The sequence below is a fragment of the Streptomyces sp. NPDC002851 genome, from assembly GCF_053591935.1.
Genome location: NZ_JBSFUT010000012.1, coordinates 22,279 through 48,987, shown reverse-complemented (window position 1 = coordinate 48,987; position 26,709 = coordinate 22,279). Strand labels below are relative to the sequence as shown.

Genomic DNA, 26,709 nt, shown 5'->3' with positions numbered 1-26,709 from the left:
ATCAGCGGGTCGCGGTCAGGTGGGCGAAAACCACCACGTTGCCCAGATAGCCGGTCTTGTTCGAGAAGCCGCCGCCGCAGGTGATCACCCGCAGCTCGGGGCGCGACGCCGCGCCGTACACCTTGTCGTTCGGGAAGGCGCGGCTGTCGTACGCCTCCACCGCGTCCACGGTGAACACGGCGGTCCGCCCGTCCACCCGGTCCACCTCGATGGCCCGGCCCTTCCGGAGCGCGCCGAGGTCGTAGAAGACCGCGGGGCCCTCGGCGTTGTCGACGTGCCCGGCGACGATCGCCGTGCCGCGCGCGCCCGGCGTGGTGCCCGCCTCGTACCAACCGGCGAGGTTACGGCGCTCGGCGGGCGGCGCCTCCAGGCTGCCGTCCGCTTGGAGCCTGAGCCCGGTCATGGGGGCGTCCACGCCGAGGGACGCGATCCGCAGCCGGGCGGGCGGCGACGGGGGCAGCGCGGGGACCGGGGGCTCCTGCCGCGCGGCGGAACGGTGCGAGGCGGGGCGCTCCGCGGCCTGGGCCCGCGACGGCTGGGGCGGGGCGTGATCGCTGGTGCCGAGCGCAAGCAGCCAGCTGCCGACGCAGAGGGCGACGGTGGTGAGGGTGCCTATGGCGATGCTGAGGGTGCGGCCGCTTTGTTCGGGCATGGGGTCCCCTTGAGGGCTGGGGCCGCGCCCCGTCCCCCCTCGCGCCGTGTGGACCGGCCGAAGGGGGCGGGGCCGGCGGTACCGGTGGACAGCGGAGGATGTCCGTCAGATCCCGTCGCCGCTCGCCCGGCGATGCAGGAGCCAGGTACCGCCAGCGGCGGCGGCGGCCAGGGCCGCCACACCCGCCGCGGTCTGTACGGGGTCGGGGCCGAGCGCTCCGCCGACCCCCGTCTTCACATGTCCCTTCGGGGGCACCTGTTGCTTCCCGGAGGTCGTGAGGGTGACCACCAGGTCGCCGGCGACCTCCGGGCCCGAGTCGCATGTCGCCCGGATCGCATACGTCCCGGGCGCGGCGGCCGCCGGCACCTTGAACGTGCCGACCACGACCTCCTCATGGGTGCCGGGCGTCAGCTTGAACGTGCCCGCGCCGACCGCGCTCGCGTTCCCGGACGCGCTGCCGTCCGCCCCGCAGGCGAGCGTGTTCACCGTGACCTCGCCGCCCGGCGTGACGCTCGCCGGGTACACCTCCAGCCCGGCGTCGGGGGTGGGGTCCGCGGCGTGGGCGAGCGAACCCCCGGCCACGGGCCCGAGGGCCGGCCAGACCGAAACGGCGACGCCGAGCGCGGCGCGTGTCAGCAGGCGGGTGGCGGTGCGCATGTCAGTTCCTCCGAGAGAGCGCGGCCCGCGGCACCCCCATGTGCCGCTGCGTCGGCCTTGCCCTTGCTACCGAGGTAAATGCCACTCGCCGCGCCACGCCTGCTGATGGAACCTCAGCACTTCCGTGAAACGGCGCATCCCGGTGCCCCGGGAGTGGCATTCCAGCAGGTCACCGCAGTGCCGTGGCCCGGAACCCGAAGTGCCGCGGCACGCCTGTGAACGGGTGACCGCAGCAACCGGATCTCCGCGCCCGTGCTGCGTGCGCGCTCAGTCCTCGATGAGGCGGCGCGGGCCCGGGCCGTGCGAGGCCAGCTCGTCGCCGGGGTTGGACAGGACGCAGTGGCTCAGGGAGAGACAGCCGCAGCCGATGCAGTCATCGAGGTGGTCGCGGAGCCGCTGGAGGGTGCGGATGCGCCGGTCCAGGTCCTCGCGCCAGCACTCGGAGATCCGGGCCCAGTCCTCGCGCGTCGGCGTGCGGTCGTCCGGCAGCAGCGAGAGCACCTCGCGGATGGTCGCGAGCGGGATGCCGAGCCGCTGCGAGGTGCGGATGAAGGCGACCCGGCGCAGCGTCTCGCGGCTGTACCGGCGCTGGTTGCCGGAGGTGCGGCGGCTGGTGATCAGCCCCTCGCGCTCGTAGAAGCGCAGCGCGGAGGGGGCCACGCCGCTGCGCTCGGCGAGCTCGCCGACGGTGGCTTCCTTTGCGTTCCAGGCGAGTTGAGTCATGTCCCGCAGCATAGCTTGACTTAAACCATCGTTTAAGTATCAGGCTGTGGCACATGACTTCTACGACTGCTGCTTCTTCGACCGCTGCTTCTACGACTGGCGCTTCTACGACCGGCGCTTCTACGACTGGCGCTGCTACGAGCACTGCTTCCGCGGCCACTGCTTCCGCGACGGCTGTTCTGGACGCGCCCCGGACCGACCGTGCCGCCGCCGAGTCCACGTCCGTGCGGCCCGTCCGGGTCGCCGTGATCGTCGGTTCCAACCGGGAGGGCCGCTTCGGGCCCGTGGTCGCCGACTGGTTCCTGTCCCGGGTCCGGGAGCGGGCCGGGCTCCAGGTGGACGTGGTCGACCTGGGGGCGGCCGCGCCACCGGCCGCGCTGTTCGCCACCCCGTCCGAGGCCGAGCGGGCCGCGCTCGCCGAGATCTCCCCGAAGCTGGCGGCCGCGGACGCCTTCGTGGTCCTGACGCCCGAGTACAACCACTCGTACCCGGCCCCGCTGAAGAACCTCATCGACTGGCACTTCGCCGAGTGGCAGGCCAAGCCGGTGGCGTTCGTCTCCTACGGCGGCATCTCCGGCGGCCTGCGCGCCGTGGAGCACCTGCGGCAGGTCTTCGCCGAACTGCACGCGGTGACGGTCCGGGACACCGTCTCCTTCCACAACGCCGGTGAGCTCTTCGACGGCGACGGCAACCACAAGGACCCGGCAGCCGCGGCCGCGGCCGCCGACACGCTCCTGGACCGGCTGGCCTGGTGGGCCCTGGCCCTGCGGGAGGCGAAGGAGGCGCGCCCGTACGGGGGTTGAGGACGGGCCCGGCCCGGATTCGTTCAGGCCCCCGGCAGGGTCACTGTCGCCTCGGCCCCGCCCTCCTCCAGGTTGCGCAGCGTGACCCGGGCGCCGATCACCTCGGCCTGGCCGACCGCGATGGTCAGGCCGAGCCCGGTGCCCTGACCACGCTCCCGGGCGCCGGTGAGGAACCGCTGCGGCCCGGCGTGCAGGAGTTGTTCCGGGAAGCCGGGGCCGTGGTCGCGGACCGTGACCGAGGTCCCGGAGACGTACACCTCGATCGGCTCGGAGCCGTGCTTACGGGCGTTCGCCACGAGGTTGGCGAGGATCCGCTCGAGACGGCGGGCGTCGGTGCGTACGAGTGTGTCGGTGTCGGTGTCGGTGTTGGCGTCGGTGTTGGAGTTGGTGTTGGAGTTGGCCTCGGAATTGGCGTCGGCCTCGGAGTTGGCCCCGGCCTCGGCCTCGGAGCTGGTGCGGGTGCCGGGGCCGGTGACGATCCCCTCGATCAGGCGCCCCAGCGGGTGCACATCGAGGTCGGGCTGTTCGATACGGGCGTCGAGCCGGGCCACTTCGAGCAGGTCCTCGGTGAGGGTGCGCAGCGCGGCAACCCGGTCCCGCACCAGCTCGGTGGGGCGGCCCGGCGGCAGCAGTTCGGCGGCGGTGTGCAGGCCGGTCAGCGGCGTACGCAACTCGTGCGCGACATCCGCCGTGAACCGCTGCTCGGCCTCGATCCGCCGCTGCAGGCTCCCCGCCATGGTGTCCACGGCGCCGGCGAGTTCGGCCACCTCGTCCCGGGTGCGCGGCGGCCGCGGGTGGTCGATCCGGGCGCCCAGGTCACCGTCGCTGATCCGGCGCGCGGTGGCCGCGGCCGTGCGCAGGTCCCGGCTCACCCGGCTGGCCAGGGCGGCACCGCCGAGCGCGGCCAGGGCGACGATCACGGTGCCCCAGGCGAGCAGTTGGCTGTCCAGCTCGACCAGATCGTTGCGCTGTGCGGTCAGCGGCGTGCGGACGGAGAGCACCCGGTTGCCGATCGGGCGCGCGGCCCAGACCGAGGGCTCGGGCGCGTCCATGTCCAGATAGGTCGTACGGCGATCAGCGAGCGCCGCCTGCCGCAGCGGTGCGGGCAGGTCGGGGCTGTCGATGGCGGCCTCGCTGCCGTCCTGGTCGACCTGGCCCGTCACCTCGTACAGCTGCCGCACCCGCACCAACTCGGCGACGGCTTCCTTGCGGGCGGCGGAGCCCACCTGCTCGTAGCGGGCGTGGTGGATGAGCAGGCCGATGGTCAGCGCGACCAGCGCGCAGCCCGCGGCGAGCAGCGCCGCGATCTTCCAGCGCAGACCGAGCCCGTTGAGCCGGTGGACGGCGCGCCGCGCCCTGCGCGGCAAACCCGCAGGCAGCACCGGCCGCCCACGGAACGGGGCGCGGCCCATCAGTCGTCCACCGCCGGTCCGGACGGGGGCGCGGACGTACGGGCGGGCGCGGACGTACCGCTGGGCGCGGACGTACGGGTGGGCTTGGGGGCGGGCGAGGACGGAGCGTCGTCCGGCTTGGTGTACGTCTTGGTGTCGCTCATCGTCACCATTCGGGAGCCGTCCCAGCGGTACCGCACGGCCTGCTCCGCGCCGTTCGCGCACGGGCTGCGGAGCACCAGGTCGGCGCCCACGGTCTCGATGGCGACGCGCTTCCCGCGCGCGTAAAGGATCGGAACGACCCGGCCGTTCTGCTCCCGGTAGCCGGAAAGGACGGTGGAGCCGGACTCCGTGTCCACCGCGACGAGGAGTTCGTCGGCACCGTCGCCGGTCAGGTCCACGAGCTTCGGCGGCCGGATGCCGGAGCGGCCCGGCTCGTGGATGAGCGGGCGATCGGCGTACGGGCGCATCCGGCTGTCGGCGCGCAGGAGGTCCCGCACCTTCAGCTTGCCGAGCCCGCCCTCGGGCACCTTCAGGGCCGCGGGCAGCGGCTCCGGCGGCGGCTGGTGCGCGGTGGTGTCGGCGCCCGGCGACTCGGGTGACGCGCCCGACCACGACGGCCACACCGCGGCGGGGCTCGGCTGCACCGCGACGGAGGGCGCGGGCTCGCCCGCGGCCAGTCCGTTGGGGTTGCCGCAGCCGGTGAGGACGACGGCGGCCGTGACCGCGAGGCCGGCGCCGAGCGCGAGCCGGGAACGGTAGATCATGGCGGCGCCGTCCCTGTCATCAGTAGCGGCAAGCCGAGTTACGGAAAGCCGAGGTGCGGAAAGAGGTGGTGGCCGACCGGGGGACTGCCGGGGGACTGCCGGGGATTCGGCAAGGAGTCGGCCACCAGAATCGAAGCTAGGGACCATGCATCACGGAAATCCGGACGTTATGTAACAGACGTACGGATACAGCGAGGAGAGAGATGAATCAGGACCTTCGCCCCGGGCCCGTCGTACTGACCGTCCTCACGACCACCGACGCCGCCGAGAAGGCCGAGGCGCTCGCGCGCGGCGCGGTGGACGCACGGCTCGCGGCCTGCGCGCAGATCTCCGGCCCGGTCACCTCCGTCTACCGCTGGGCGGGCGCCATCGAGACGGACCAGGAGTGGCAGGTGCTGCTCAAGACCACCGAGGCCCGCTTCCCGGAGCTGGAGCGGTGGCTCACCGAGGCCCACGACTACGACACCCCGGAGATCATCGCGACTCCGGTGGTACGGGGCAGCGCCGCGTATCTGGACTGGGTACGTGAGGAGACCGCGGAGGAGACCGCGGAGGGGCCCGCGTGAGCGACGAGCCGCAGCTGCCCTTCTTCGTCTACGGCACCCTGCGCCCCGGGGAGCACAACCACGCCCTCTTCCTGCGCGGCCGGGTGGCCGCCGAGGAGCCCGGCCTGCTCGAGGACGCCATCCTCTACGAGGGGCCCGGCTATCCGTACGCCGTCGAGTCACCCGGCGACGGCCCGGTCCACGGCGAGCTGATCACCGCACTGCCCGGCCAGTACGCCGCGCTGCTCGCGGAGCTCGACCGCCTGGAGGACTACGCACCCGGCGACCCGCACAACGACTACGAGCGCATCGCCCGCCCCGTCCTCCGCGCGGGCACCCCGGTGCGCGCCTGGGTGTACGTGGCGGCGCCTCGGGTCGCGGCCCGCCTTCGGGCTCATGGCAAGCGCATCCCGGGCGACAACTGGCTCATACAGCAGCCCTAATCAGCCCGTCCGGCGTTTGAGGACGAGCGCTCCCCCAAGCTCTCAACTGCGTTCGAGCAGGGAGGTACCCCCCTGCGCGATGAACGGGGCCTGGGGGCGCTGCATCCATCAGCGGCTTCGCCGCGGGCCCCAGCTTTCGGGAAGGGGCGGGGTAGGGGAAAGAAACCTAGGCGGCCCCTGCGGCCTCCACCCGGACCGCGCACACCTTGAACTCCGGCATCCTCGAGACCGGGTCGAGCGCGGGGTTCGTGAGTGTGTTGGCCCGGCCCGCGCCCGGCCAGTGGAACGGCATGAAGACCGTGTCCGGCCGGATCCCCGCACTGATCCGCGCGGGCGCGACGGCCCGGCCACGCCGGGACACCACGGCGACGTCCTCGCCCTCGGCCACACCGAGCCGTTCGGCGAGCTGCGGATGCAGTTGTACGAAGGGCCCGGGCGCGGCGGCGTTCAGCTCGGCCACCCGGCGGGTCTGCGCACCCGACTGGTACTGCGCGACCACCCGCCCGGTGGTCAGGAACACCGGGTACTCGGCATCCGTCTCCTCGGCCGAGGCCCGGTCCACGACGGGAACGAACCGCGCCCGCCCGTCCTCGGTGGCGAACCGGTCGAGGAACAGCCGGGGCGTCCCGGGGTGCACCCCGCCACCGCCCTCGTCCCCCGCGGGGTCGTCCGGCCCCGCGTCGAACGCGGCGTCCTCACCGTCCTCGCCGTCCTCACTGCCCGCACCAACGGCGCCGACGGTGCTGCCCGTACTGCCCGTACTGCCTGTACTGCCTGTACTGCCTGTACTGCCCGTACTGCCTGTATTGGCCGTACTGCCTGTGTGGTCAACTCCCGTCCCTGGCAAGCCAGTCGCTCCCTCCGGGCACGGCCAGAACACCCCGTTCTCCTCGGCGAGCCGACGGTACGTGATGCCCGAGTAGTCCGCGGGTGCCCCGGCCGTGGCGCGTCGGAGCTCCTCGAAGACCTCCTCCGGGTCCGTCGGGAACCCCTTCGCCACGCCGAACCGGTCCGCGAGCCCGTGCAGTACCTCCAGGTCGCTGCGTACCCCGGGAGGCGGGTCGATGGCCCGGCGGCGCAGCAGCACCCGGCCCTCCAGATTGGTCGTCGTGCCGGTCTCCTCCGCCCACTGGGTCACCGGAAGCACCACGTCCGCCAGCTCCGCGGTCTCCGAGAGCACCACGTCCGCGACGGCCAGGAAGTCCAGCGACCGCAGCCGCTCCTCCACATGCGCGGCGCGCGGCGCCGACACGACCGGGTTGGAGCCCATCAGGAGCAGCGCCCGCACATCGGTGCCGAGCGCGTCGAGCAGCTCGTACGCGCTCCGCCCGGGCCCCGGAAGCGACGCCGGGTCCACGCCCCACACCTGGGCGACGTGCGCCCGCGCCGCCGGATCCGTCAACTTGCGGTAGCCCGGCAACTGGTCGGCCTTCTGCCCGTGTTCGCGTCCGCCCTGGCCGTTGCCCTGCCCGGTCAGGCAGCCGTATCCGGACAGCGGTCGCCCGGCCCGCCCGGTGGCGAGGCACAGATTGATCCAGGCGCCGACCGTGTCCGTGCCCTTCGCCTGCTGCTCGGGCCCGCGCGCGGTGAGCACCATCGCGTGCTCGGGCGCGCAGAACATCCGTACCGCCTCGCGGAGTTCCGGAACGGACACCCCGGTGACCCGCTCCACGAGCTCCGGCCAGTGCGCCATGGCCGCCGCCCGCGCCTCCTCCCAGCCGGTCGTACGCTCCTGGATGTACGCCTCGTCCGTCCGCCCCTCCGCGACCACCAGATGCAGCAGACCGAGCGCCAGGGCCAGATCGGTGCCGGGCCGCGGCGCCAGATGCAGATCGGCCTGCTCGGCGGTCTTGGTCCGGCGCGGGTCGATGACGATCAACGTGCCGCCGTTCTCCCGCAGTTCCGTCAGATAGCGCAGCGCGGGCGGCATGGTTTCGGCGAGGTTGGACCCGACGAGGATCACGCACCCGGTACGCGGAATGTCCTCGAGCGGGAACGGAAGCCCCCGGTCGAGGCCGAACGCCCGCTGGTGCGCGGCCGCCGCGGACGACATGCAGAACCGACCGTTGTAGTCGATCTGCGAAGTGCCGAGCACCACCCGCGCGAACTTGCCCAGGCTGTACGCCTTCTCGTTCGTCAGGCCCCCGCCCCCGAACACCCCGCACGCGTCCGGGCCATGGTCCACCCGCGTCCGCAGCAGCTCCTCGGCGATCCGGTCCAGGGCCTCCTCCCAGGTGGCCGACGCGAGCTTGCCCGTGGCGCGGGACCTGATCAGCGGCTCGGTCAGACGCACGCGGGAGGAGAGCACCTCGGTCGCGGTGCGGCCCTTGCCGCAGAGCGCTCCGCGGTTCACCGGGAACTCCGTGCGCTCCACCACGGCGAGCCCGCCCGCCGCGGCGGGATCCGGGGCGAGCCCCATTCCGCACTGCAGGGCGCAGTACGGGCAGTGGGTGGGCGTGGGCGTGACAGTGGAGTGCATACCCTTCAGCGTGCGTCGCCCGTGTTACGCCTGGCGGAGCCGTGTGTTACACGCCAGGTAACCCGACCTCGCGAAGCCGCATCCGCGGGAGTGAGGTACCCCGGGCCTGGCCCGCACGCAGCTCCGCGCCGCTGCGGGCAGTCGTGCCGCAGGGCGGCACGGGTGGGCGCAGCGGCACCCCGGCGCCGGGTGCGCGTACGGACGGCCCGGCTACCCCGGCGCGGGCTGCGCAGGCGGCGCCCCGGCGCGGGGCGGCATGGCGGACGACGGTCACACGCCGGTCAGAGCCCGAAGCGTCGGCCCAGCCGTCCACCCCCCGTCCACCGCCAGCTCCGCCCCCGTCACATAGCTCGCCGCGTCCGAGAGGAGGAAGGTCACCGCCGTCGCGATCTCCTCCGGGATCCCGACCCGGCCCATCGGAGTGCCGGGGTAGCCGCCCTCGCCCGGCCGGATGCCGAGGTCCGCGGTCATCGGGGTGTACGTCATCCCGGGGTGCACCGAGTTCACCCGGATCCGGGCCTCGGCCAGCTCCACCGCGCCGATCTTCGTCAGGCCGCGCACGCCCCACTTCGACGCGCCGTACCCCGCCGTGAGCGGCAGCCCGGTGAGTCCGGCGGCCGAGGAGATGTTCACGATCGAGCCGCCGCCGTGCTCCCGCAGTACGGGTATCGCCGCCTTGATGCCGATGAAGACCCCTACCAGGTTGATCTCGATCACCTGCCGGAAGTCGTCGACGGTCTCCTGCTCGAGCAGCTGCCCCGTGGCCACGCCCGCGTTGTTCACCAGGCCGTCCACCCGCCCGAACGCGGCCACCGCGAAGTCGAGCGCGGCCCGCCAGTCGGCCTCGCTGGTGACGTCGTGCCGGAAGAACCGCGCCGCGTCGCCCAGTTCGGCCGCCGTGGCCCCGCCCTCCTGCGCCAGGACGTCGGTGACGACCACCCTGCCGCCCTGGGCGACCACGGCGCGGCCCGTCGCCGCGCCCAGACCCCGGGCACCCCCGGTGATCACGACGACCTTGCCGCCCAGATCGGTACCCCGTCGCTCGGCCTGCTTGGCGCGCTTGGCCTGCTCGGGCTCGGCGCTGTTCACGTCGGTGGACATGGCCCTGGCTCACTCCCTCTCCGGCTCCGGCTCCGCCTCAACTCCCGTGCCCCATATAACTATTCGGCATATCGCGCACGCCCGCGTCAGTGTGCCAGCCGGTACCGGACAAGGGCAGACCTCGGCCACCGGAGAAGGACAGACCTCGGCCACCGGTCAAGCGCAGACCTCGGCCACCGGACAAGCGCAGACCTCGGCCACCGGTCAAGGCACTCAGCCCCCGGCAAAACCGGCGACACGGCAAAACCGGTCACAGGCCACCCGTCACGGTCACCGCCGTGACGCCAGTGCCTCCCGCACCCCGTTCTCCCGCTCCCCGAGGAACCGCGGGTCCGGCTTGAACACCCCGTCCAGCGCCGCCTTCCCGGAGGCGAACAGCTCTCGCACGCCGCCGTAGTACCAGGTCACGTCGTGTGCCTCGGCGACCTCGACGCCGTACGACGTCACGCCCGCGGCCTGGCACAGCGCGACCGCCCTGCGTATGTGGAAGCCCTGGCTGATCAGGACCGCACGGTCCACGCCGAAGATCTTCTTGGCCCGGACGCACGAGTCCCAGGTGTCGAAGCCCGCGTAGTCGCTGACGATCCGCCGGTCCGGCACGCCGCGCTCGGTCAGATAGGCGCGCATGGCGTCCGGCTCGTCGTACTCCACCCGGCCGTTGTCCCCCGTGACCAGGACGACCTCTATCCGGCCCGCGTGGTACAGCTCGGCCGCCGCGTCCAGGCGGTGCGCCAGATACGGTGACGGCTCGCCGTCCCACAGGCCCGCCCCGAACACCACCGCGACCCGCTCCCGCGGCGCCTGCGCGACCGTCCCCACCCGGCCCTCGGTCACCGCGTGTGTCCAGGTCGCCGGCAGCAGCGCAAGGACGCAGCCCAGCATCAGCGCCTGCACGGCCCGCCGCCGCCCGCGCCGCGTCCGCGGCAGCCACTCCCGCGGCGGCCGCACCCTCGACAGCCACCCCCGTACGTCCATCACGCCCCCGTCGCCTCGCTGCCTCAATCCCCACCTCGTGCATCTCACCGTAAGTGACGGCACTGACAACGCCCCCGCGGTCCCGCCACAGTCCGGTCACAGTGCGCACCGCCTCCTGGTGAGCCCAGAGGAAACCCACCGACATCACCGTGCAATCCGCTGGCAACCTCCGCAGGCCAGCCTTGGTGCATGACGGCTCCCAGAGACGACCAGGACGCCCACGCCAGCGCGGCCCAGCTGATGGACCGGATCACCAGCGAGCTCGACAGCCGCCTCAGCCGCCTCGACCTCAGCGGCCGCAGCCGCCCGCGCCCCGCCCCGACAGCCCCCGCCCCGGCTCTCGTCCTCGTCGCCCACGGCAGCCGCGACCCGCGCACCCTGGCCACGGTCACCGCACTGCTCGACCGCCTCCGCGCGCAACGCCCCGGCCTGCCCGTACGCCTCGGCCATATCGAGCTCAACGAGCCGCTGCTCGGCGACACCCTCCGTGACCTCGACCCGGGCCGCGCCGTCCTCGTTCCGCTGCTCCTCAGCCGCGGCTACCACATCAAACAGGACCTGCCCGAGGCCGCCGCGGCCGCCCCGCACCTCGAGACCCGTATCGCCGCCCCGCTCGGGCCCCACCCGCTGCTCGCCGAGGCGCTGCACGCACGCCTTGTGGAGGCGGGCTGGCCGGGCGGGCGGCTGCCTGAGCCGGTGCGGCGGCGCAGCGGCATCGTCCTCGCGGCCGCCGGGTCCAGCGATCCTGAGGGCATCGCCGACACCCGGCGCACCGCCGCGGCGCTCGCCCGCCGCCTCGGGGTTCCGGTGAAACCCGCGTACGCGTCCGCCGCGGCGCCGACCGTGCCCGAGGCCGTACGGACGCTTGCCGCGCGGGGGCGTGACCGGGTCGCGGTCGCCTCGTACTTCACCGCGCCCGGGCGGTTCGCCGCCGAATCCGCGGCCGCGGCACCCTGGCTCGCGTCGGCCCCGCTGGGCACGCACCCCGCCGTCGTACGACTGCTCCTTCGGCGGTACGACGATGCCGTGGCCACGCAGACCGCAGCGCACTCCCACCTGGCCGTCGCGGGCTGAGCAGGACCCATCGGACCTGCCCTGAGCGGCCCCCGGCCCAGGCCGGACGCAGCCGAACCCCATGCCCCAGTGGTCAGCGGCTACTGTCGATGAAATGGAAGGCACCGCACCGCAAGCCACCCCGGCCCCGTACGAAGACCTGGCCCCCTACGACCCCGCCGCCACCGAGCGCTGGGCCCCCGAACCCGACAAGCGTCCCGGCCGTACCGCCTTCCAGCGTGACCGCGCCCGCGTGCTGCACTCCGCCGCGCTGCGCCGCCTGGCAGGGAAGACGCAGGTCGTCACGCCCGGGGCGCGCAGTCTGGCGTGGGACGCCAGTCCGCGCACCCGCCTGACCCACTCCCTGGAGTGCGCGCAGGTGGGCCGGGAGCTGGGTGCCTCGCTCGGCTGTGATCCGGATCTGGTGGAGACCGCGTGCCTCGCGCACGACCTGGGGCACCCGCCCTTCGGGCACAACGGCGAGCAGGCGCTCAACGAATTCGCCGAGGACTGCGGGGGCTTCGAGGGCAACGCGCACTCCCTCAGGCTCCTCACCCGCCTCGAACCCAAGCGCTTCGTACGGGACGAAGCCTCCCGCGAACCCGTCAGCGTAGGGCTCAATCTCACCCGCGCCGCCCTCGACGCCGCCACCAAGTACCCCTGGCCGCGTGGCGGTCACCCCACCGACCCGCAGTCGCGGAAGTTCGGCGTGTACGAGGACGACCGGGCGGTGTTCGGGTGGATCCGCAAGGGTGCCCCCGCGTACCGTGCCTGCTTCGAGGCGCAGGTCATGGACTGGTCCGACGATGTCGCGTACTCGGTGCACGATGTCGAGGACGGCCTGCACGCGGGCCATATCGACCCCAACTGCCTGCACGCGGAGCCCGAGCGGCGGGACATCTTCGCCGTCGCCCTCGGCCGCTATGTGCCCGCGGACACCGACCCGGCCGAGCTCGCCGCCGCCCTCGACCGGCTCCTCGACCAGGAGTGGTGGCCGCACGGCTACGACGGCACCGCGGTCGCGCAGGCCCGCCTCAAGGACGCCACCAGCCAGCTCATCGGCCGGTTCTGTCTTGCCGCCGAGGGCGCCACGCGCGCGACGTACGGGAACGGCAGGCTCACGCGCTATACCGCCGAGCTCGTCGTACCGATCGAAACACGCCATGAGTGCGCGGTGTTGAAGGCCGTCGCGGACCGCTATGTCATGCAGCGTGACGAGCAGGAACGGCTCCGTGCCGACCAGCGTGTCGTCATCGCCGAACTCGCCGCCGCGCTCACCGCCCGCGCACCGGAGGGCCTGGAGCCGCAGTTCCGGGCCCTGTTCGACGCCGCGCCCGACGACCTGGCCCGAAAGCGCGTGGTCGTGGACCAGATCGCCGCCCTGACGGACGCCTCCGCACGCTCCCTGCACGCCCGGCTCACCGGCCGCCGCGACTAGGCCCTCTCCCTCGGATCATCCCGGCGACGCGGGGTCTGGCACGCCCATCTGCAGCGTTGTCGTCAATCGCCGACGCTCCGCGTCGACTCAATCCTCCGCCTTGCAGCTGCTGCTCGCCATCCAAAGGATGAATCAAAGAGGCGAGGCGGAGCCGCGTAGCGGCGGAGCGCACCAGACCCCGCTCGGGCCACACGACCAGCACCGTCGTCCGAAGCGCCGGGCTGATCCGAGGGAGAGGACCTGACCGGTACCCGCCGCCCGGCGTGGTGTGATCGAGCCACGTCCGCCGCCCGGCCCCTTCCCCCATTACGCTCCGTGCGGGACGCTCGCAGATGGCGAGGGAGTCACACGCGGGCGCCCCGCACGTGGCGGCAAGGTTGTGAGGAGGCATCAAGTGGTCGACGCGGATCAGACGTTCGTCATCGTCGGTGGCGGGCTCGCCGGGGCCAAGGCGGCCGAAACCCTTCGCGCCGAGGGGTTCACCGGCCGAGTGATCCTCATCTGTGACGAGCGCGATCACCCCTACGAACGGCCGCCGCTCTCCAAGGGGTTCCTCCTTGGAAAGGAGGAACGCGACAGCGTCTTCGTGCACGACCCCGCCTGGTACGCGCAGCACGACATCGAGCTCCACCTCGGACTGCCCGCCGTCGCCATCGACCGGGACCGCAAGACGGTCCGTCTCGGCGACGGCACCGTCGTCCGCTACGACAAGCTGCTTCTCGCCACCGGCGCCGAGCCGCGCCGCCTGGACATTCCGGGCACCGGCCTCGCGGGCGTGCACCACCTGCGCCGGATCGCGCACGCCGAGCGCCTCAAGGGCGTCCTCGCCTCCCTCGGCCGGGACAACGGCCACCTGGTGATCGCCGGTGCCGGGTGGATCGGCCTCGAGGTCGCCGCGGCGGCCCGCGAGTACGGCGCCGAGGTCACCGTCGTCGAGCCGCAACCCACCCCGCTGCACGCGGTGGTCGGGCCCGAGGTCGGGCGGCTCTTCACCGATCTGCACCGGGAGCACGGCGTCCGGTTCCACTTCGGCGCCCGCCTCACCGAGATCACCGGGCAGGACGGCATGGTGCTCGCCGCCCGCACCGACGACGGCGACGAACACCCCGCGCACGGCGTGCTCGCCGCCATCGGCGCCGCCCCGCGCGCCGCGCTCGCCGAGGCCGCCGGGCTCGCCCTGGTCGACCGGGAGCACGGCGGCGGCATCGCGGTCGACCACCGCCTGTGCACCTCCGACCCGGACATCTACGCGGCCGGGGACGTGGCCGCCGCCCCCCTCGCCCACTACCGGGACACCCCGCTGCACGACCGCCGCCTCCGCGTCGAGCACTGGGCCAACGCCCTCAACGGCGGCCCGTCGGCGGCCCGCGCCATGCTCGGCCAGGACACGACGTACGACCGGGTGCCGTACTTCTTCTCCGACCAGTACGACGTGGGCCTGGAGTACTCGGGCTGGGCACCCCCGGGCGCGTACGACCAAGTGGTGCTCCGCGGCGATGTGGGCAAGCGCGAGTTCATCGCCTTCTGGCTCGCCGAGGGCCGGGTGCTCGCGGGCATGAACGTGAACGTCTGGGACGTGACCGGGCCCATCCAGGACCTGATCAAGACCGGAGCCCGCCCGAACCAGGAACGCCTGGCCGATCCCACGGTCCCGTTGGAGAGCCTCCTGGACACCTGACAGGACTGTCACACGTGGCCCGTGCTGCATTTCCCGGGGGACAACCCCCGGACCCCCGGCCGGAAAAGATCACGGGGCAGGTCGGGGTGTCAGAGCGCCACCGTAGACTTGGCGCGTGGCCGGCAGGATCAATGATGAGGACGTGAAGGCGGTACGGGACGCGGTCCCGATCGACGCCGTCGTGTCCGAGTACCTGCAACTGCGCAACGCGGGCGGCGGCAACCTGAAGGGCCTGTGCCCCTTCCACGACGAGAAGTCCCCGTCCTTCCAGGTCAGCCCGAGCAAGGGGCTCTTCCACTGCTTCGGCTGCCAGGAAGGCGGCGACACGATCGCCTTCGTGATGAAGATCGACCACCTCACCTTCTCGGAGACGGTCGAGCGCCTCGCCGCCCAGGCGGGCATCACGCTGCGGTACGAAGAGGGCGGGTACAACCCCACGCACCAGCGCGGCGAGCGCATCCGCCTGATCGAGGCCCACAAGATCGCCGCGCAGTTCTATGTCGAGCAGCTGGACAGCAGCCCCGAAGCCGAGATCGGCCGCAAGTTCCTCGCCGAGCGCGGCTTCGACCAGGCCGCCGCCGCGCACTTCGGCGTCGGGTACAGCCCGGCGGGCTGGGACCACCTCACCCGCTATCTGCGCGGCAAGGGCTTCAGCGACAAGGAGCTCACCCTCTCCGGCCTCTCCCAGGAGGGCCGCCGCGGCCCCATCGACCGCTTCCGCGGCCGCCTGATGTGGCCGATCCGGGACGTCGCGGGCGACGTGGTGGGCTTCGGCGCCCGCAAGCTCCGCGACGACGACAACGGCCCGAAGTATCTGAACACGCCCGAGACCCCGATCTTCAAGAAGGGCCAGGTCCTCTACGGCATCGACCTCGCCAAGAAGGAGATCGCCAAGACCTCCCGCGCGGTCGTCGTCGAGGGCTACACCGACGTGATGGCCTGCCACCTCGCCGGGGTCACCACCGCCATCGCCACCAGCGGTACGGCCTTCGGCGGCGACCACATCAAGATCCTGCGCCGCCTGCTCATGGACAACGGCTCGGCCCGCGTGATCTTCACCTTCGACGGCGACGCGGCCGGGCAGAAGGCCGCCCTGCGCGCCTTCGAGGACGACCAGAAGTTCGCCGCCGAGACATACATCGCGATCGCGCCCGACGGCATGGACCCCTGCGAGCTGCGCCTCGCCAAGGGCGACGAGGCCGTCGCCGACCTGGTCGAACCCCGCACCCCGCTCTTCGAGTTCGCGCTCCGCCAGATCGTCGCCCGGTACGACCTGGAGACCCCGGCGGGCCGCGCCGCCGCCCTCGACGAGGCCGCGCCGGTGGTCGCCAGGATCAAGAGCAGCGCCGCGCAGCACGAGGTCGCCGTCCAGCTCGCCGGGATGCTCGGCATTCTGGACACCCAGTTCGTGGTCAAGCGCGTGGCCCAGCTGGCCCGTTGGGCCCGCGAGCGCGGCGGCCGAGGCCCCGCAGGGCCGTCCAGGAACCAGACCCCGCAGGCGTACGCCGAAACGCCCCGGCCCCCCAGCGGTCCGGCGCTCAACCTGCGCAGCCCCGCCCACCGCACCGAGCGCGAGCTGCTCAAACTCGCCCTGCAGCGCCCCGAGTTGGTCGCCCCGGCCTTCGACGCGTACGGCGCGGACGAGTTCACCGCGCCGCCGTACGCCGCCGTGCGCACGGCCATCGAGTACGCGGGCGGCGCCGAGCCCGGCATCCAGGACCCCTCCGGCTATCTCACCCGGGTCAGGGAGGCCGCGCCTGACGACCTGGTGCGCGCCATGGTCACCGAGCTGGCCGTGGAGGCGATCCTGCGCCGCACGGTCGACGAGGTGTACGCGGGCGAACAGCTCGTCCAGGTCCGGCTGCGCGCCGTCGACCGCCGCGTCCGCGATCTCCAGGGCAGCCTCGCCCGCCTCGGGCAGCACGGCGACCCGGAACAACTGGCCGCCGCGCAGAACGAGTTGTGGGTCCTCCAGCAGTACGGCAGATCCCTCAGGGAGCGCGGCGCGGCCGCCCTGTAGGCATACGTCACCCCTGCGGGGGACGGCACCCGAACCCGTATACGGGTTTACGGAGTGGGTAACCGCGCGGTCACGGACCGGACTCAAAAAGTCACCGCATGCCCCTCGTGGCAGAGATGTGTCGTACCCCACACTGGGGGCGGTGCCTGAGTCCTCGGAGCGCGGCCGGCCCACCGGGCGTGGGCCCGGCGACACCGCGGATCCGCTCATCGAACACGGGACGGACGGCGGCGCGGCCGCCGACACCGCCCCTGACGTAGCGCTGCCGCACATCCCTGATGCGGCAGCGATCACCCTGGAGGTCGCCCCCGTGCAGACCCAGACCCGGACGTTGACCCAGCGACACGCAGGCGACACGGCCGACACGGCCAACGCAGTCGCTGACGAGAACGGTGACGGCGGCGCCGACGCCGCCGACGCCGACGTGATCACGGCAGTACCGCCGCAGACCCGGGTGGTCCACCACCCCGAGGTCCTGCCCGTACCGCCGGAGGGCGCACGGCTGGTGCCCGACCCGCCGGGCCCGCCCGACCCTGCCGACGAGCCGTCGGAGGCCCAGGAGCCCCCCGACGCGCCGGAGCCGCCCCGCACCCTGCGGCCCGACCTCGGCGGCCCCTCGTCCGATCTGTTCCGCCAGTACCTGCGCGAGATCGGCCGCATCCCGCTGCTCTCGGCCGCCGAGGAGGTCGAGCTCGCCCGCCGCGTGGAGGCCGGTCTGTTCGCCGAGGAGAAGCTCCGCCGCGCCCCCGATCTGGACACCCAACTCGCCCTGGATCTGGACAAGCTGGTGGTAATGGGCCGGATGGCCAAGCGCCGCCTGATCGAGGCGAACCTGCGCCTGGTGGTCTCCGTCGCCAAGCGGTACGTCGGCCGCGGACTGACCATGCTCGACCTCGTCCAGGAGGGCAACCTCGGCCTGATCAGGGCCGTGGAGAAGTTCGACTACGCGCGCGGCTTCAAGTTCTCGACGTACGCCACCTGGTGGATCCGCCAGGCCATGTCCCGCGCGCTCGCCGACCAGGCCCGCACCATACGGGTGCCCGTCCACGTAGTGGAGTTGATCAACCGGGTGGTCCGGGTGCAGCGCCGCATGCTCCAGGAGCGGGGCTACGAGCCCACGCCCGAAGAGGTCGCCGCGCATCTCGACCTGAGCCACGAGCGGGTCAGCGAGGTCCTGCGCCTCGCCCAGGAGCCGGTCTCCCTGCACGCCCCGGTGGGCGAGGAGGACGACGTGGCGCTCGGCGACCTCATCGAGGACGGTGACGCGGCGAGCCCCGTGGAGTCGGCGGCGTTCCTGCTGCTCCGTGAGCACCTGGAGGCGGTCCTCTCCACCCTCGGGGAGCGCGAACGCAAGGTCGTGCAGCTCCGCTACGGCCTGGCCGACGGTCGCCCGCGCACCCTGGAGGAGATCGGCCGCATCTTCGGCGTCACCCGCGAACGCATCCGCCAGATCGAGTCGAAGACCCTCAACAAGCTCCGCGACCACGCCTTCGCGGACCAGCTGCGGGGCTACCTCGACTGACACACACCTGACGCGTAACCGCCACAGCCGGGGCCTCCGTGGTTGGCTGGAGCGATGCTGACCTTGGGAACGACCGTCCTTGGAGTGACGGACATCCGACGTGCCTGCGCCTTCTGGAGCGCGGCGCTCGGCTACGTACCGCGTGATCCCGGGCCCATCGAGGACTCGGTGGTCCTGGTGCCGCCGGAGGGTGCGTCCGGCGCGCACCTGGCCCTGCAGACCAGCGAGTCTCCGGCCGAGGCGCGGCCGCGGGTCCATATCGACCTGTACGCCGACGACCAACAGGCGGAAGTGGACCGCCTGTTGACCGCCGGAGCGGTACAGGTCATGGGCTGGCAGTACCCGCCGGACGCCGACTTCGTCGTGCTCGCGGACTCCGAGGGCAACCGCTTCTGCGTGGTCGACAAGTCGACGCCGTAATCCCGCCGTACCGCTCAGTCCACCTCGGCCACCGCCGCCGCGAACTGCGCCTGATACAGCCGCGCATACGCCCCGTCCGCCGCCAACAGCGCCTCATGGTTGCCCTGTTCGACGATCGCCCCGTCCTCCATCACCAGGATCGTGTCCGCGTCCCGGATCGTGGAGAGCCGGTGGGCGATCACGAAGGACGTACGACCGTCAGCGAGCCGTGCCATCGCCTTCTGGATGAGCACTTCGGTCCGGGTGTCCACCGAACTCGTCGCCTCGTCGAGCACGAGAATCACCGGGTCCGACAGGAACGCCCGCGCGATGGTGATCAGCTGCTTCTCGCCCGCGCTCACGCCCGTGCCCTCGTCGTCGATGACGGTGTCGTACCCGTCGGGCAGGGTCCGGATGAACCGGTCGGCATGCGCGGCCCGGGCCGCCTCCTCGATCTCCTCGCGGGAGACCTCCTTGGCCGCCCCGTACGCGATGTTCTCCGCGATCGTCCCGCCGAACAGCCAGGTGTCCTGGAGCACCATGCCGATGCCGGACCGGAGTTCGTCCCGGGACATCTTCGCGATGTCGACCCCGTCGAGCGTGATGCGCCCGCCGGTCACCTCGTAGAACCGCATCAGCAGATTGACCAGCGTGGTCTTGCCCGCGCCGGTCGGTCCGACGATCGCGACCGTCTGCCCCGGCTCCACCGCCAACGACAGGTCCTCGATCAGCGGCTTGTCCGCCTCGTACCGGAAGGACACCCCCTCAAGCGCGACCCGCCCGCGCAGCCGCTCCGGCCGCTCGCCCGGTACGGGATCCGCCTCCTGCTCCTCCGCGTCGAGCAGCTCGAAGATCCGCTCGGCGGACGCGACCCCGGACTGCACCAGGTTCGCCATCGACGCGACCTGCGTCAGCGGCATCGAGAACTGCCGCGAGTACTGGATGAACGCCTGTACGTCGCCGATCGAAAGAGCCCCGGACGCGACCCGGAGCCCGCCCACCACGGCCACGAGGACATAGTTCAGATTCGACACGAAGAACATCAGCGGCTGCATCGCCCCGCTGTTGAACTGCGCCTTGAACGAGGCCTCGTACAGCGCCTCGTTCTGCTCCTTGAAGGCCGCCGCCGACTCGTCCTGCCGCCCGAAGACCTTCACCAGGGCGTGCCCCGTGTACATCTCCTCGATGTGCGCGTTCAGCTTGCCCGTGGACCTCCACTGCTCCACGAAGTGCGGCTGCGACCGCTTGCCCACCCGGGTCGCCACCACGAACGACAGCGGCACCGTGATCAGCGCGACGAGCGCGAGCAGCGGCGAGATCCAGAACATCATCGCGAGGACGCCGACGATGGTGAGCAGCGAGTTGACCAGCTGCCCGAGCGTCTGTTGCAGCGTCTGCCCGATGTTGTCGAGGTCGTTGGTGGCGCGGCTGAGCACCTCGCCGCGCTGCCGCTTGTCGAAGTACGCGAGCGGCAGCCGGGACAGCTTTTCCTGTACGTCGGCGCGCATCCGGAACACGGTCAGATTCACGGCCCGGTTCACCAGGCGCGTCGCCACCGCCATCAGCAGCCCGGCGCCCAGGAACACGACGAGCGCGAGCAGCAGCACCTCACCGACCGCGGTGAAGTCGATGCCCTCGCCGGGCGTGAAGTCCGCGCCGGACAGCATGTCCGCGACGCCGCCCTCGCCCCGCTCCCGCATCCCGTCGAGCACCTGCTCCTTGGAGGCGCCCTCGGGCATGTTCCGCCCGACGATGCCCGCGAAGACCAGGTCGGTGGCCTTGCCGAGGATCTTCGGGCCGACCACGGAGAGCGCCACGCTCCCCACGACGGCGCCGAGCATCGCGTACATCGTGAACCGCTGCGGCCGGAACTGGGCGAGCAGCCGCTTGCCCGAGCCCTTGAAGTCCATCGACCGTTGATCGGGGCCGCCCCCGGCCATCATCCGCCCTGCCGGCCCGGCCATCAGGCTGCCTCCGCTTCCGTCAGCTGGGAGAGCACGATCTCCCGGTAGGTCTCATGGGTGTCCATCAGCTCGTGGTGCCGCCCGGCGCCCACGACCCGGCCCTCGTCCAGGACCACGATCCGGTCGGCGTCCCGGATGGTGGAGACCCGCTGGGCCACGATGACGACGGTCGCCTCGGCGGTCTCACGGGCGAGCGCCGCCCGCAGCGCCGCGTCCGTCGCGTAGTCGAGGGCCGAGAAGGAGTCGTCGAAGAGATAGATCTCCGGGCGCTGCACCAGGGTCCGCGCGATCGCGAGCCGCTGCCGCTGCCCGCCGGACACATTCGTACCGCCCTGCGCGATGGGCGAGTTGAGCCCGCTCTCCAGGCGCTCCACGAAGTCCCTGGCCTGCGCCACCTCCAGGGCGTGCCACAACTCGTCGTCGGTCGCGTCCGGATTGCCGTACCGCAGATTGGTCGCGACGGTCCCGGAGAACAGATACGGCTTCTGCGGTACGAGGCCCACGGTGCGGGCGAGCAGCGCCGGATCGAGGGTGCGTACGTCCACGCCGTCGACGAGCACATCGCCCTCCGTGGCGTCGAAGAGCCGCGGCACCAGGCCGAGCAGCGTCGACTTGCCGCTGCCCGTCGACCCGATCACGGCCGTCGTCTCGCCGGGCCGGGCCACCAGATCGATCCCCTTGAGCACCGGCTCCTCGGCCCCCGGATACGCGAACCCGGCGCCGCGGATCTCCAGCTGCCCGTGGAGCCGCAGCTCCCGCACGGGCGCGGTGGGCGGCACCACACTGGACGACGTATCGAGGATCTCCTCGATCCGCTCGGCGCAGACCTCCGCGCGCGGCACCATCATGAACATGAAGGTGGCCATCATCACGGACATCACGATCTGCATCAGATAGGCGAGGAACGCGGTGAGCGCCCCGATCTCCATGCCGCCGCCGTCGATCCGGTGCGCCCCGAACCACACCACCGCGATCGACGACACGTTCACCACGGTCATGACGATCGGGAACATCAGCGCGAGTATCCGCCCGGTCCCCAGGGACACCTCGGTCAGCCCGGAGTTGGCGCCCTTGAACCGCTCCTTCTCGTACGCGTCCCGTACGAAGGCCCGGATCACACGGTTGCCGGTGATCTGCTCGCGCAGGACCTGGTTCACCTTGTCGAGCCGCCCCTGCATGGTGCGGAACAGCGGCCGAAGGCGCCGCACGATCAGGCTGACGGCGATCCCAAGGACCGGCACCACCCCGATGAGCACCGAGGACAGCTGCACGTCCAGGGAGAGCGCCATCACGATGCCGCCGACACACATGATCGGCGCCGACACCATCAGCGTGAACGCCATGAGCACCAGCATCTGCACCTGCTGGACGTCATTGGTCGTACGCGTGATCAGCGAGGGAGCCCCGAACTGCCCCACCTCGCGCGCCGAGAACGACTGCACCCGGTCGAAGATCGCCGCCCGGACGTCCCGTCCCAGGGCGGCCGCGGTCCGCGCGCCGTAGAACACGGCGCCGATGTTGCACACCACCTGCACCACGGTGACCGCGATCATGATCGCGCCGTAGCCGAGGATGTAACCCGTGTCCCCGCGCACGACGCCCTGGTCGATGATGTCGGCGTTCAGGGTGGGCAGATAGAGCGTGGCGCAGGTCTGGAGGAACTGCAGTGCCACGAGTAGGCCTATGGAGTTCTTGTACGGCGCGAGATGCGTCCGCAGGAGTCGTATGAGCACGCGATACCCATCGCAGTAGCCGGAGGCAACGTTTCAGACGTTCGTCCCCATCCTGCGACAGGTCCCGGTCCCAGGCTCAACCGAATAACTCAAGCGACGGTCAAGAACCTTGCGGCCGCGCGGACCGGCTCAAACGGACGGGTTAAGCGGACTCGAAGGCTCCGGGATGCGCCTGCTCCCGCACCGCCACGTACTGCTGCCGCACCGCCTGACCGACCGCCAGCTCCTCGCCCACCTCGAACACCTGCGCCTCCGCGCCCTGCCAGGCCGGCGGCCGCTGCGCGTCGAGGGTGCCCTGCGCGACGCCGAGCGCCCAGGCCGCCTGCCGGGCCGCGCCGATCGCCGCGTACTCGGCCGGCTGTACGACGACGACCTGCGCCCCGAACAGCGTCGGCGCGGCCGCCTGCACCGCGGGCAGCTCGGCCGCGGGCCCGAGCAGAAAGACCCGGCGCACCTCCACACCCCGCCCGCGCAGCACATCGAGCGCGTCCACGAGCGAGCACAGCATGCCCTCGAACGCCGCCCGCGCCAGATGCTCCGGCTTCATCGACTCCCGCCGCAGACCGCTGAGCAGCCCCGCGGTGTGCGGCAGGTTCGGCGTCCGCTCACCTTCCAGATACGGAAGGAGTACGAGCCCGTGCGCACCGGGCGTCGACTTCAGCGCGAGCTGCGAAAGCCCCTCGAGATCGGTCCCGAGCAGCTCCGCCGTCCCGCGCAGCGCCCGCACCGCATTGGTCGTGTGCACCACCGGCAGATGCATCCCGGTCGCATCGGCGAGCGAGGTGATCATGCCGTGCGCGTCCGGCAGCGCCTCGTGGTGCACCGCCATCACGGACCCGGACGCGCCGAGCGACACCACCGCGTCCCCGGGCCCGATCCCGAGCCCGAACGCCGCCGCCTGAGTCTCCCCGGTGCCCGCCGAGATCAGCAGCCCCTCGGGCGTGGTCCCGGCGGCCTCGGCCGGGCCGAGCACCTCCGGCAGCCCGAGCTGGTGCCCGACGGCCAGCTCCACCAGATCCGGGCGGTACGCCCCGGTGGCCGCCGACCAGTAGCCGGTGCCGGACGCCCCGCCGCGGTCGGCGGTGCGCCGCGCGGGCCGCCCGAGCAGCTGCCACACCAGCCAGTCGTGGGCCTGAAGGGCCATCGCGGTCCGCTGCGCCGCCTCCGGCTCGTTCCGCGCCAGCCAGCGCAGCTTCGTCACGGGCTGCGCCGCCTGTGGTACGACGCCGACGGCCTCGGCCCAGGCGCCCCGCCCGCCGAGCGCGTCGATCAGATCGACGGCGGCGACCTGCGCCCGCTTGTCGCCGCCGACCATCGCCTGACGCACGGTGGCGCCCTGCGCGTCGAGCGGAACCACGGCGTTCTGCTGCGCAGAGACCCCGATCGCCTGCACGCCTTCCAGGAGCCCCCCGCCGGCGGCCTCACCGAGCGAGAGCAGCCACGCCTCCGGATCCACATCCGACGGCTTGACGCCCTCGCCCCCGCCCGGATGCGCTGCGTAACCCTGCTTGAGCACGGCACCGGTGTCCGTGTCACAGACGACGATGCGTGTTGCCTCGGACGAGCTGTCGAGCCCGGCGACTATCCCCATGGCAGACGATTTTGCCCTACGCCGCCGGGCCCGGCTCCCGGAGTCCTGCCGCCGACGGTCCTCGACGGGGGTCAGGTGTTGCTGGTGCCCCAGTCGTCCTCGCCGTTCTGGTCCTTCTCGCGGAGCGAACGCACCCGCTGGGCCACCGAGTCCGGCATCCGGTCGCCGACCTTCGCGCTCACCGCCTCGAAGGCCTTGCCCGCGGCATCGCGGCCGGTCTGCGACGCGGACTCCACGGTGTTCCGCAGCGCCGGGTTCTCGGCGATCTCCTTGGCGGACTTCTTCAACTGCTCGTAACGCTCGCGCCCCGCCCGGGCCCCGATCACGTACCCGAGGGCCACCCCGGCCACGAACGTGAGCTTGTATCGCATGGCTGCCACCCTTCGCCGGCGTCCGATCAGGGCGCGTGCCCGATACCGATTGGCGGAGCACCCCCCTGCTTGCGCTAATGTATGTGTCGCAGCGAGCGCGCGCCGCCCGGGAAACCCCAGGCAGGTGACATCGGTAGGTGACGTCGCTGCGGCAGGTCGATCCCCTGTAGCTCAATTGGCAGAGCAGCCGGCTGTTAACCGGCAGGTTACTGGTTCGAGTCCAGTCGGGGGAGCTCGGTCTCCTGTAGCTCAATTGGCAGAGCAGCCGGCTGTTAACCGGCAGGTTACTGGTTCGAGTCCAGTCGGGAGAGCTTCACGGAAAGGGACCCCATCGGGGTCCTTTTTCGTTTCCGGTGGAACCGCGCATGCGTCGGCGCAGTCCTCATGGGCGTGGCCAGTGTGCAGAGCCGACCATCCGACGCAGGAGATCGAATGAGCGGCTATGCTGCGGCAGACGGCGCGTACATGTGTACGCGACACGCCGCTTTGGGGCGGTAGCTCAGCCGGTTAGAGCAGCGGACTCATAATCCGTCGGCCGTGGGTTCGAGTCCCACCCGCCCCACTCCCGTCCCTCGTTGCAGAAACGATGGGACCTGGATTCGGTCACTGGCTACGTGGCGCGGAGCGACGGCATCGAGCCACCGCGGGCCCCGTCACGCATGGGTACTAGAGCGGGGCCTGCCACGTGACCGTGGTGCCCCCGGCCGGATCCGTCGGGGCGTCCGTGTCGCCGTCGTCGTGGACCGTCAGACGTACGCCTTCGCCGCCGTCGGGCAGCACGGCCCCGGCGTCGACCGTGATGCGGACCTGCGAGACCCCGCAGCGGTGGGATGCCGCGGACAGGGCCTCGCGCAGGGCGGTGAGCAGGCGGGCGGCCGTACGGTCGTCGATGCGGCTGTCGACCGGGCCGGCGAAGTGCGTGGACGGGCGGCAGCCCAGGGCGGGGGTGGCGCCCGTCGCCTCGCGGAGCACTTTGCTGCGGAAACTCGTCGGCAGGTCGGCCGGGGGCTGCTGCAGGGCGAAGATCGCCGTGCGGACCTCCTGGATGGTGGACTCCAGCTCGTCGACGGCCTTGCCGATGGTGTCGCCCACCTCCGGGACCTGCTCGCGGCGCTTTGTGGACTCCAGCATCATGCCGGTGGCGAAGAGCCGCTGGATCACCAGGTCGTGCAGGTCGCGGGCGATCCGGTCGCGGTCCTCGTACACCGCGAGCCGCTCCCGCCGCTGCCGGGCCTCGGCGAGCACCAGGGCGAGCGCCGCCTGCGAGGCGAACTGGGTGGCGAACTGCCGCTCCTCCGGCGTGTAGGCGCGGGCGCCGCGCGCGCGGGGCAGGGCCAGGGTGCCGATGAGGCGGCCCGTCTCGCCCGTCCCGTCGAGGGCGCCCGGGGCCGCCGGGTCGCCGCGCAGCGCGAGGCTGCCCGCCGCCGCGTCCGGGCCCGGGACGCCCGGCAGGGTGCAGCGCAGCGGGAGCAGCATGCTCGGGCCGAAGCGCTTGCGGACCGGGGTCGTCATGCGCGGGTCGGTCGCCGAGTCGTCGACGAACACGGGCTCGCCGCCCAGGAGTTGCTCGAGGACCGGGCTGCCCGGGGCGATCGTGGTGCCGACCAGGGCCGCCGGGTCGCCGTGCGTGGACGCCGTCACGATCTCCATGCCGCCCTCCGGGGTGGGCTGGAGAATCACCCCGGCGCTGGCGTCGGCGAGCCGCCGGGCCTGCTCGGCCACCACCATCAGGGCGTCATCCGGCGGGTCGCCGCTGAGCAGCGCCGTGGTGACCGCGGCGGCGCCCTCGACCCAGCGCTCCCGGGTGCGGGCCGACTCGTACAACAGGGCGTTGCCGATCGCGATACCGGCCTGGGCGGCGAGGATGCGGACGAGCTGCTCGTCCTCCCGCGTGAAGGGGCCGCCGCGCTTCTCGGTGAGGTAGAGGTTCCCGAAGACCTCGTCGCGGACCCGGACCGGGACGCCGAGGAAGCTGTGCATCGGCGGGTGGCCCGGGGGCATGCCGCAGGAACGCGGATCGGCCGTCAGATCGGTCAGACGCAGCGGCCGCGGGTCGGCGACCAGGGCGCCGAGCACGCCCTGGTCGCCGCTGGGCAGCCGGCCGATGGCCGCGCGGGTCGCGTCGTCCATGCCGGTCGTGAAGAGTTCAGTGAGGCGACGGTGTGCGGGGAGCTCCGGGTCGAGGACGCCGAGGGCGCCGTACCGCGCGCCGGTCAGCTCGGCCGCGGCGTCCACCAAGTGCTGGAGGGTGGCGCGCAGTTCGAGGTCGGTGGTGATGCTGAGCACGGCCTCCAGGAGCATCGGGGCGCGCGGTACGGCTGCTTCCGGTGAAGGTCCTGGTGAAGTTCCTGGTGAAGGTTCCGGTTCCGTCATGCCTGCTGCCCCGCCCTCGGTCCCGCCGGTG

General features: G+C 72.3%; 22 protein-coding genes and 3 tRNA genes. 12 read left to right on the top strand and 13 right to left on the bottom strand.

The window, feature by feature from the left end; genetic code table 11:
- Window position 1: 1 nt before the first annotated feature.
- The 3 genes from ACWD10_RS15065 to soxR all read right to left on the bottom strand — a co-directional run bounded on the left by ACWD10_RS15065 (window position 2) and on the right by soxR (window position 2,032).
- Window positions 2–652: a class F sortase gene (locus ACWD10_RS15065; protein ID WP_451090844.1), complete on the bottom strand. Its 651-nt coding sequence runs from the start codon at window positions 650–652 to the stop codon at window positions 2–4.
- Between the two features lie 105 nt (window positions 653–757).
- Complete coding sequence (locus ACWD10_RS15060; protein ID WP_451090842.1) at window positions 758–1,309, bottom strand: hypothetical protein; 552 nt, start codon at window positions 1,307–1,309, stop codon at window positions 758–760.
- Between the two features lie 267 nt (window positions 1,310–1,576).
- Complete coding sequence (gene soxR / locus ACWD10_RS15055; RefSeq protein WP_451090840.1) at window positions 1,577–2,032, bottom strand: redox-sensitive transcriptional activator SoxR; 456 nt, start codon at window positions 2,030–2,032, stop codon at window positions 1,577–1,579.
- Between the two features lie 224 nt (window positions 2,033–2,256).
- Between soxR and ACWD10_RS15050 the strand changes: the two genes are divergently transcribed.
- Window positions 2,257–2,835, top strand: a complete 579-nt coding sequence (locus tag ACWD10_RS15050; RefSeq protein WP_451090838.1) for an NADPH-dependent FMN reductase — start codon at window positions 2,257–2,259, stop codon at window positions 2,833–2,835.
- A 23-nt stretch (window positions 2,836–2,858) separates the two neighbouring features.
- Here the strand turns inward: ACWD10_RS15050 and ACWD10_RS15045 are convergent, their stop codons facing one another.
- Together ACWD10_RS15045 and ACWD10_RS15040 are read right to left on the bottom strand one after the other, a co-directional pair.
- Complete coding sequence (locus ACWD10_RS15045) at window positions 2,859–4,247, bottom strand: ATP-binding protein (RefSeq protein ID WP_451090836.1); 1,389 nt, start codon at window positions 4,245–4,247, stop codon at window positions 2,859–2,861.
- Window positions 4,247–4,993 carry a hypothetical protein gene (locus ACWD10_RS15040; protein ID WP_451090834.1) on the bottom strand — a complete coding sequence of 249 codons (747 nt, stop codon included), beginning with the start codon at window positions 4,991–4,993 and terminating at the stop codon, window positions 4,247–4,249. The genes ACWD10_RS15045 and ACWD10_RS15040 overlap by 1 nt, the downstream gene beginning before the upstream one ends.
- A 203-nt stretch (window positions 4,994–5,196) precedes the next feature.
- Here ACWD10_RS15040 and cutA point away from each other — a divergent pair, with 203 nt between their 5' ends.
- Window positions 5,197–5,559: a divalent-cation tolerance protein CutA gene (gene cutA / locus ACWD10_RS15035; RefSeq protein WP_451090832.1), complete on the top strand. Its 363-nt coding sequence runs from the start codon at window positions 5,197–5,199 to the stop codon at window positions 5,557–5,559.
- Window positions 5,556–5,981 carry a gamma-glutamylcyclotransferase family protein gene (locus tag ACWD10_RS15030; protein ID WP_451090830.1) on the top strand — a complete coding sequence of 142 codons (426 nt, stop codon included), beginning with the start codon at window positions 5,556–5,558 and terminating at the stop codon, window positions 5,979–5,981. Before cutA ends, ACWD10_RS15030 begins: the two co-directional genes overlap by 4 nt.
- 166 nt (window positions 5,982–6,147) lie before the next feature.
- On the opposite strand, the gene ACWD10_RS15025 is transcribed toward ACWD10_RS15030, so the two are convergent.
- The 3 genes from ACWD10_RS15025 to ACWD10_RS15015 form a co-directional block, all read right to left on the bottom strand.
- Window positions 6,148–8,460, bottom strand: coding sequence for a molybdopterin oxidoreductase family protein (locus tag ACWD10_RS15025; protein ID WP_451090828.1), 2,313 nt, complete (start codon window positions 8,458–8,460; stop codon window positions 6,148–6,150).
- Between the two features lie 270 nt (window positions 8,461–8,730).
- Window positions 8,731–9,561, bottom strand: a complete 831-nt coding sequence (locus tag ACWD10_RS15020; protein ID WP_451090826.1) for a glucose 1-dehydrogenase — start codon at window positions 9,559–9,561, stop codon at window positions 8,731–8,733.
- A gap of 270 nt (window positions 9,562–9,831) precedes the next feature.
- Window positions 9,832–10,536: a SanA/YdcF family protein gene (locus ACWD10_RS15015; RefSeq protein ID WP_451091078.1), complete on the bottom strand. Its 705-nt coding sequence runs from the start codon at window positions 10,534–10,536 to the stop codon at window positions 9,832–9,834.
- A 189-nt stretch (window positions 10,537–10,725) separates the two neighbouring features.
- Here ACWD10_RS15015 and ACWD10_RS15010 point away from each other — a divergent pair, with 189 nt between their 5' ends.
- The 6 genes from ACWD10_RS15010 to ACWD10_RS14985 all read left to right on the top strand — a co-directional run bounded on the left by ACWD10_RS15010 (window position 10,726) and on the right by ACWD10_RS14985 (window position 18,667).
- Entirely contained in the window at window positions 10,726–11,610 is an 885-nt protein-coding gene (locus ACWD10_RS15010) for a sirohydrochlorin chelatase (protein WP_451090824.1), read from the top strand.
- A gap of 94 nt (window positions 11,611–11,704) precedes the next feature.
- Complete coding sequence (locus ACWD10_RS15005) at window positions 11,705–13,027, top strand: deoxyguanosinetriphosphate triphosphohydrolase (protein ID WP_451090822.1); 1,323 nt, start codon at window positions 11,705–11,707, stop codon at window positions 13,025–13,027.
- Between the two features lie 394 nt (window positions 13,028–13,421).
- Window positions 13,422–14,705 carry an NAD(P)/FAD-dependent oxidoreductase gene (locus ACWD10_RS15000; protein ID WP_451090820.1) on the top strand — a complete coding sequence of 428 codons (1,284 nt, stop codon included), beginning with the start codon at window positions 13,422–13,424 and terminating at the stop codon, window positions 14,703–14,705.
- Window positions 14,706–14,820: 115 nt separating this feature from the next.
- Window positions 14,821–16,725 carry a DNA primase gene (gene dnaG, locus ACWD10_RS14995; protein ID WP_451090818.1) on the top strand — a complete coding sequence of 635 codons (1,905 nt, stop codon included), beginning with the start codon at window positions 14,821–14,823 and terminating at the stop codon, window positions 16,723–16,725.
- Between the two features lie 142 nt (window positions 16,726–16,867).
- Complete coding sequence (locus ACWD10_RS14990) at window positions 16,868–18,247, top strand: RNA polymerase sigma factor (RefSeq protein ID WP_451090816.1); 1,380 nt, start codon at window positions 16,868–16,870, stop codon at window positions 18,245–18,247.
- Window positions 18,248–18,301: 54 nt separating this feature from the next.
- On the top strand, window positions 18,302–18,667 hold the full coding sequence (locus tag ACWD10_RS14985) for a VOC family protein (RefSeq protein ID WP_451090814.1): 366 nt from the start codon (window positions 18,302–18,304) through the stop codon (window positions 18,665–18,667).
- 14 nt (window positions 18,668–18,681) lie between these two features.
- On the opposite strand, the gene ACWD10_RS14980 is transcribed toward ACWD10_RS14985, so the two are convergent.
- The 4 genes from ACWD10_RS14980 to ACWD10_RS14965 form a co-directional block, all read right to left on the bottom strand.
- Window positions 18,682–20,610, bottom strand: a complete 1,929-nt coding sequence (locus tag ACWD10_RS14980) for an ABC transporter ATP-binding protein (protein ID WP_451090812.1) — start codon at window positions 20,608–20,610, stop codon at window positions 18,682–18,684.
- Window positions 20,610–22,343, bottom strand: coding sequence for an ABC transporter ATP-binding protein (locus ACWD10_RS14975; RefSeq protein WP_451090810.1), 1,734 nt, complete (start codon window positions 22,341–22,343; stop codon window positions 20,610–20,612). The genes ACWD10_RS14980 and ACWD10_RS14975 overlap by 1 nt, the downstream gene beginning before the upstream one ends.
- A 142-nt stretch (window positions 22,344–22,485) precedes the next feature.
- The gene (locus tag ACWD10_RS14970; RefSeq protein ID WP_451090808.1) at window positions 22,486–23,934 is read right to left on the bottom strand and encodes an FGGY family carbohydrate kinase; all 1,449 of its coding nucleotides are present in this window, start codon (window positions 23,932–23,934) and stop codon (window positions 22,486–22,488) included.
- Between the two features lie 71 nt (window positions 23,935–24,005).
- Window positions 24,006–24,305 carry a YtxH domain-containing protein gene (locus ACWD10_RS14965; protein WP_451090807.1) on the bottom strand — a complete coding sequence of 100 codons (300 nt, stop codon included), beginning with the start codon at window positions 24,303–24,305 and terminating at the stop codon, window positions 24,006–24,008.
- Window positions 24,306–24,465: 160 nt separating this feature from the next.
- On the opposite strand from ACWD10_RS14965, the gene ACWD10_RS14960 reads away from it, so the two are divergent.
- From ACWD10_RS14960 to ACWD10_RS14950, 3 genes are all read left to right on the top strand, one after another.
- Window positions 24,466–24,538 (top strand) — tRNA-Asn (locus ACWD10_RS14960).
- Between the two features lie 5 nt (window positions 24,539–24,543).
- Window positions 24,544–24,616: transfer RNA gene (locus tag ACWD10_RS14955), tRNA-Asn, on the top strand.
- Window positions 24,617–24,793: 177 nt separating this feature from the next.
- A tRNA-Ile gene (locus tag ACWD10_RS14950) sits at window positions 24,794–24,867 on the top strand.
- A 104-nt stretch (window positions 24,868–24,971) separates the two neighbouring features.
- Here ACWD10_RS14950 and ACWD10_RS14945 read toward each other — a convergent pair.
- Entirely contained in the window at window positions 24,972–26,678 is a 1,707-nt protein-coding gene (locus ACWD10_RS14945; protein WP_451090805.1) for a sensor histidine kinase, read from the bottom strand.
- Window positions 26,679–26,709: the final 31 nt, after the last annotated feature.

Coding starts and splice junctions, on each gene's coding strand:
- ACWD10_RS15020 (WP_451090826.1), bottom strand. CDS start 9,561: ATGTCCACCGACGTGAACAGCGCCGAGCCCGAGCAGGCCAAGCGCGCC.
- soxR (WP_451090840.1), bottom strand. CDS start 2,032: ATGACTCAACTCGCCTGGAACGCAAAGGAAGCCACCGTCGGCGAGCTC.
- ACWD10_RS15065 (WP_451090844.1), bottom strand. CDS start 652: ATGCCCGAACAAAGCGGCCGCACCCTCAGCATCGCCATAGGCACCCTC.
- ACWD10_RS15025 (WP_451090828.1), bottom strand. CDS start 8,460: ATGCACTCCACTGTCACGCCCACGCCCACCCACTGCCCGTACTGCGCC.
- cutA (WP_451090832.1), top strand. CDS start 5,197: ATGAATCAGGACCTTCGCCCCGGGCCCGTCGTACTGACCGTCCTCACG.
- ACWD10_RS14965 (WP_451090807.1), bottom strand. CDS start 24,305: ATGCGATACAAGCTCACGTTCGTGGCCGGGGTGGCCCTCGGGTACGTG.
- ACWD10_RS14980 (WP_451090812.1), bottom strand. CDS start 20,610: ATGGCCGGGCCGGCAGGGCGGATGATGGCCGGGGGCGGCCCCGATCAA.
- ACWD10_RS14985 (WP_451090814.1), top strand. CDS start 18,302: ATGCTGACCTTGGGAACGACCGTCCTTGGAGTGACGGACATCCGACGT.
- ACWD10_RS15045 (WP_451090836.1), bottom strand. CDS start 4,247: ATGGGCCGCGCCCCGTTCCGTGGGCGGCCGGTGCTGCCTGCGGGTTTG.
- ACWD10_RS15005 (WP_451090822.1), top strand. CDS start 11,705: ATGGAAGGCACCGCACCGCAAGCCACCCCGGCCCCGTACGAAGACCTG.
- ACWD10_RS14945 (WP_451090805.1), bottom strand. CDS start 26,678: ATGACGGAACCGGAACCTTCACCAGGAACTTCACCAGGACCTTCACCG.
- ACWD10_RS15040 (WP_451090834.1), bottom strand. CDS start 4,993: ATGATCTACCGTTCCCGGCTCGCGCTCGGCGCCGGCCTCGCGGTCACG.
- ACWD10_RS15060 (WP_451090842.1), bottom strand. CDS start 1,309: ATGCGCACCGCCACCCGCCTGCTGACACGCGCCGCGCTCGGCGTCGCC.
- ACWD10_RS14970 (WP_451090808.1), bottom strand. CDS start 23,934: ATGGGGATAGTCGCCGGGCTCGACAGCTCGTCCGAGGCAACACGCATC.
- ACWD10_RS15010 (WP_451090824.1), top strand. CDS start 10,726: ATGACGGCTCCCAGAGACGACCAGGACGCCCACGCCAGCGCGGCCCAG.
- ACWD10_RS15015 (WP_451091078.1), bottom strand. CDS start 10,536: ATGGACGTACGGGGGTGGCTGTCGAGGGTGCGGCCGCCGCGGGAGTGG.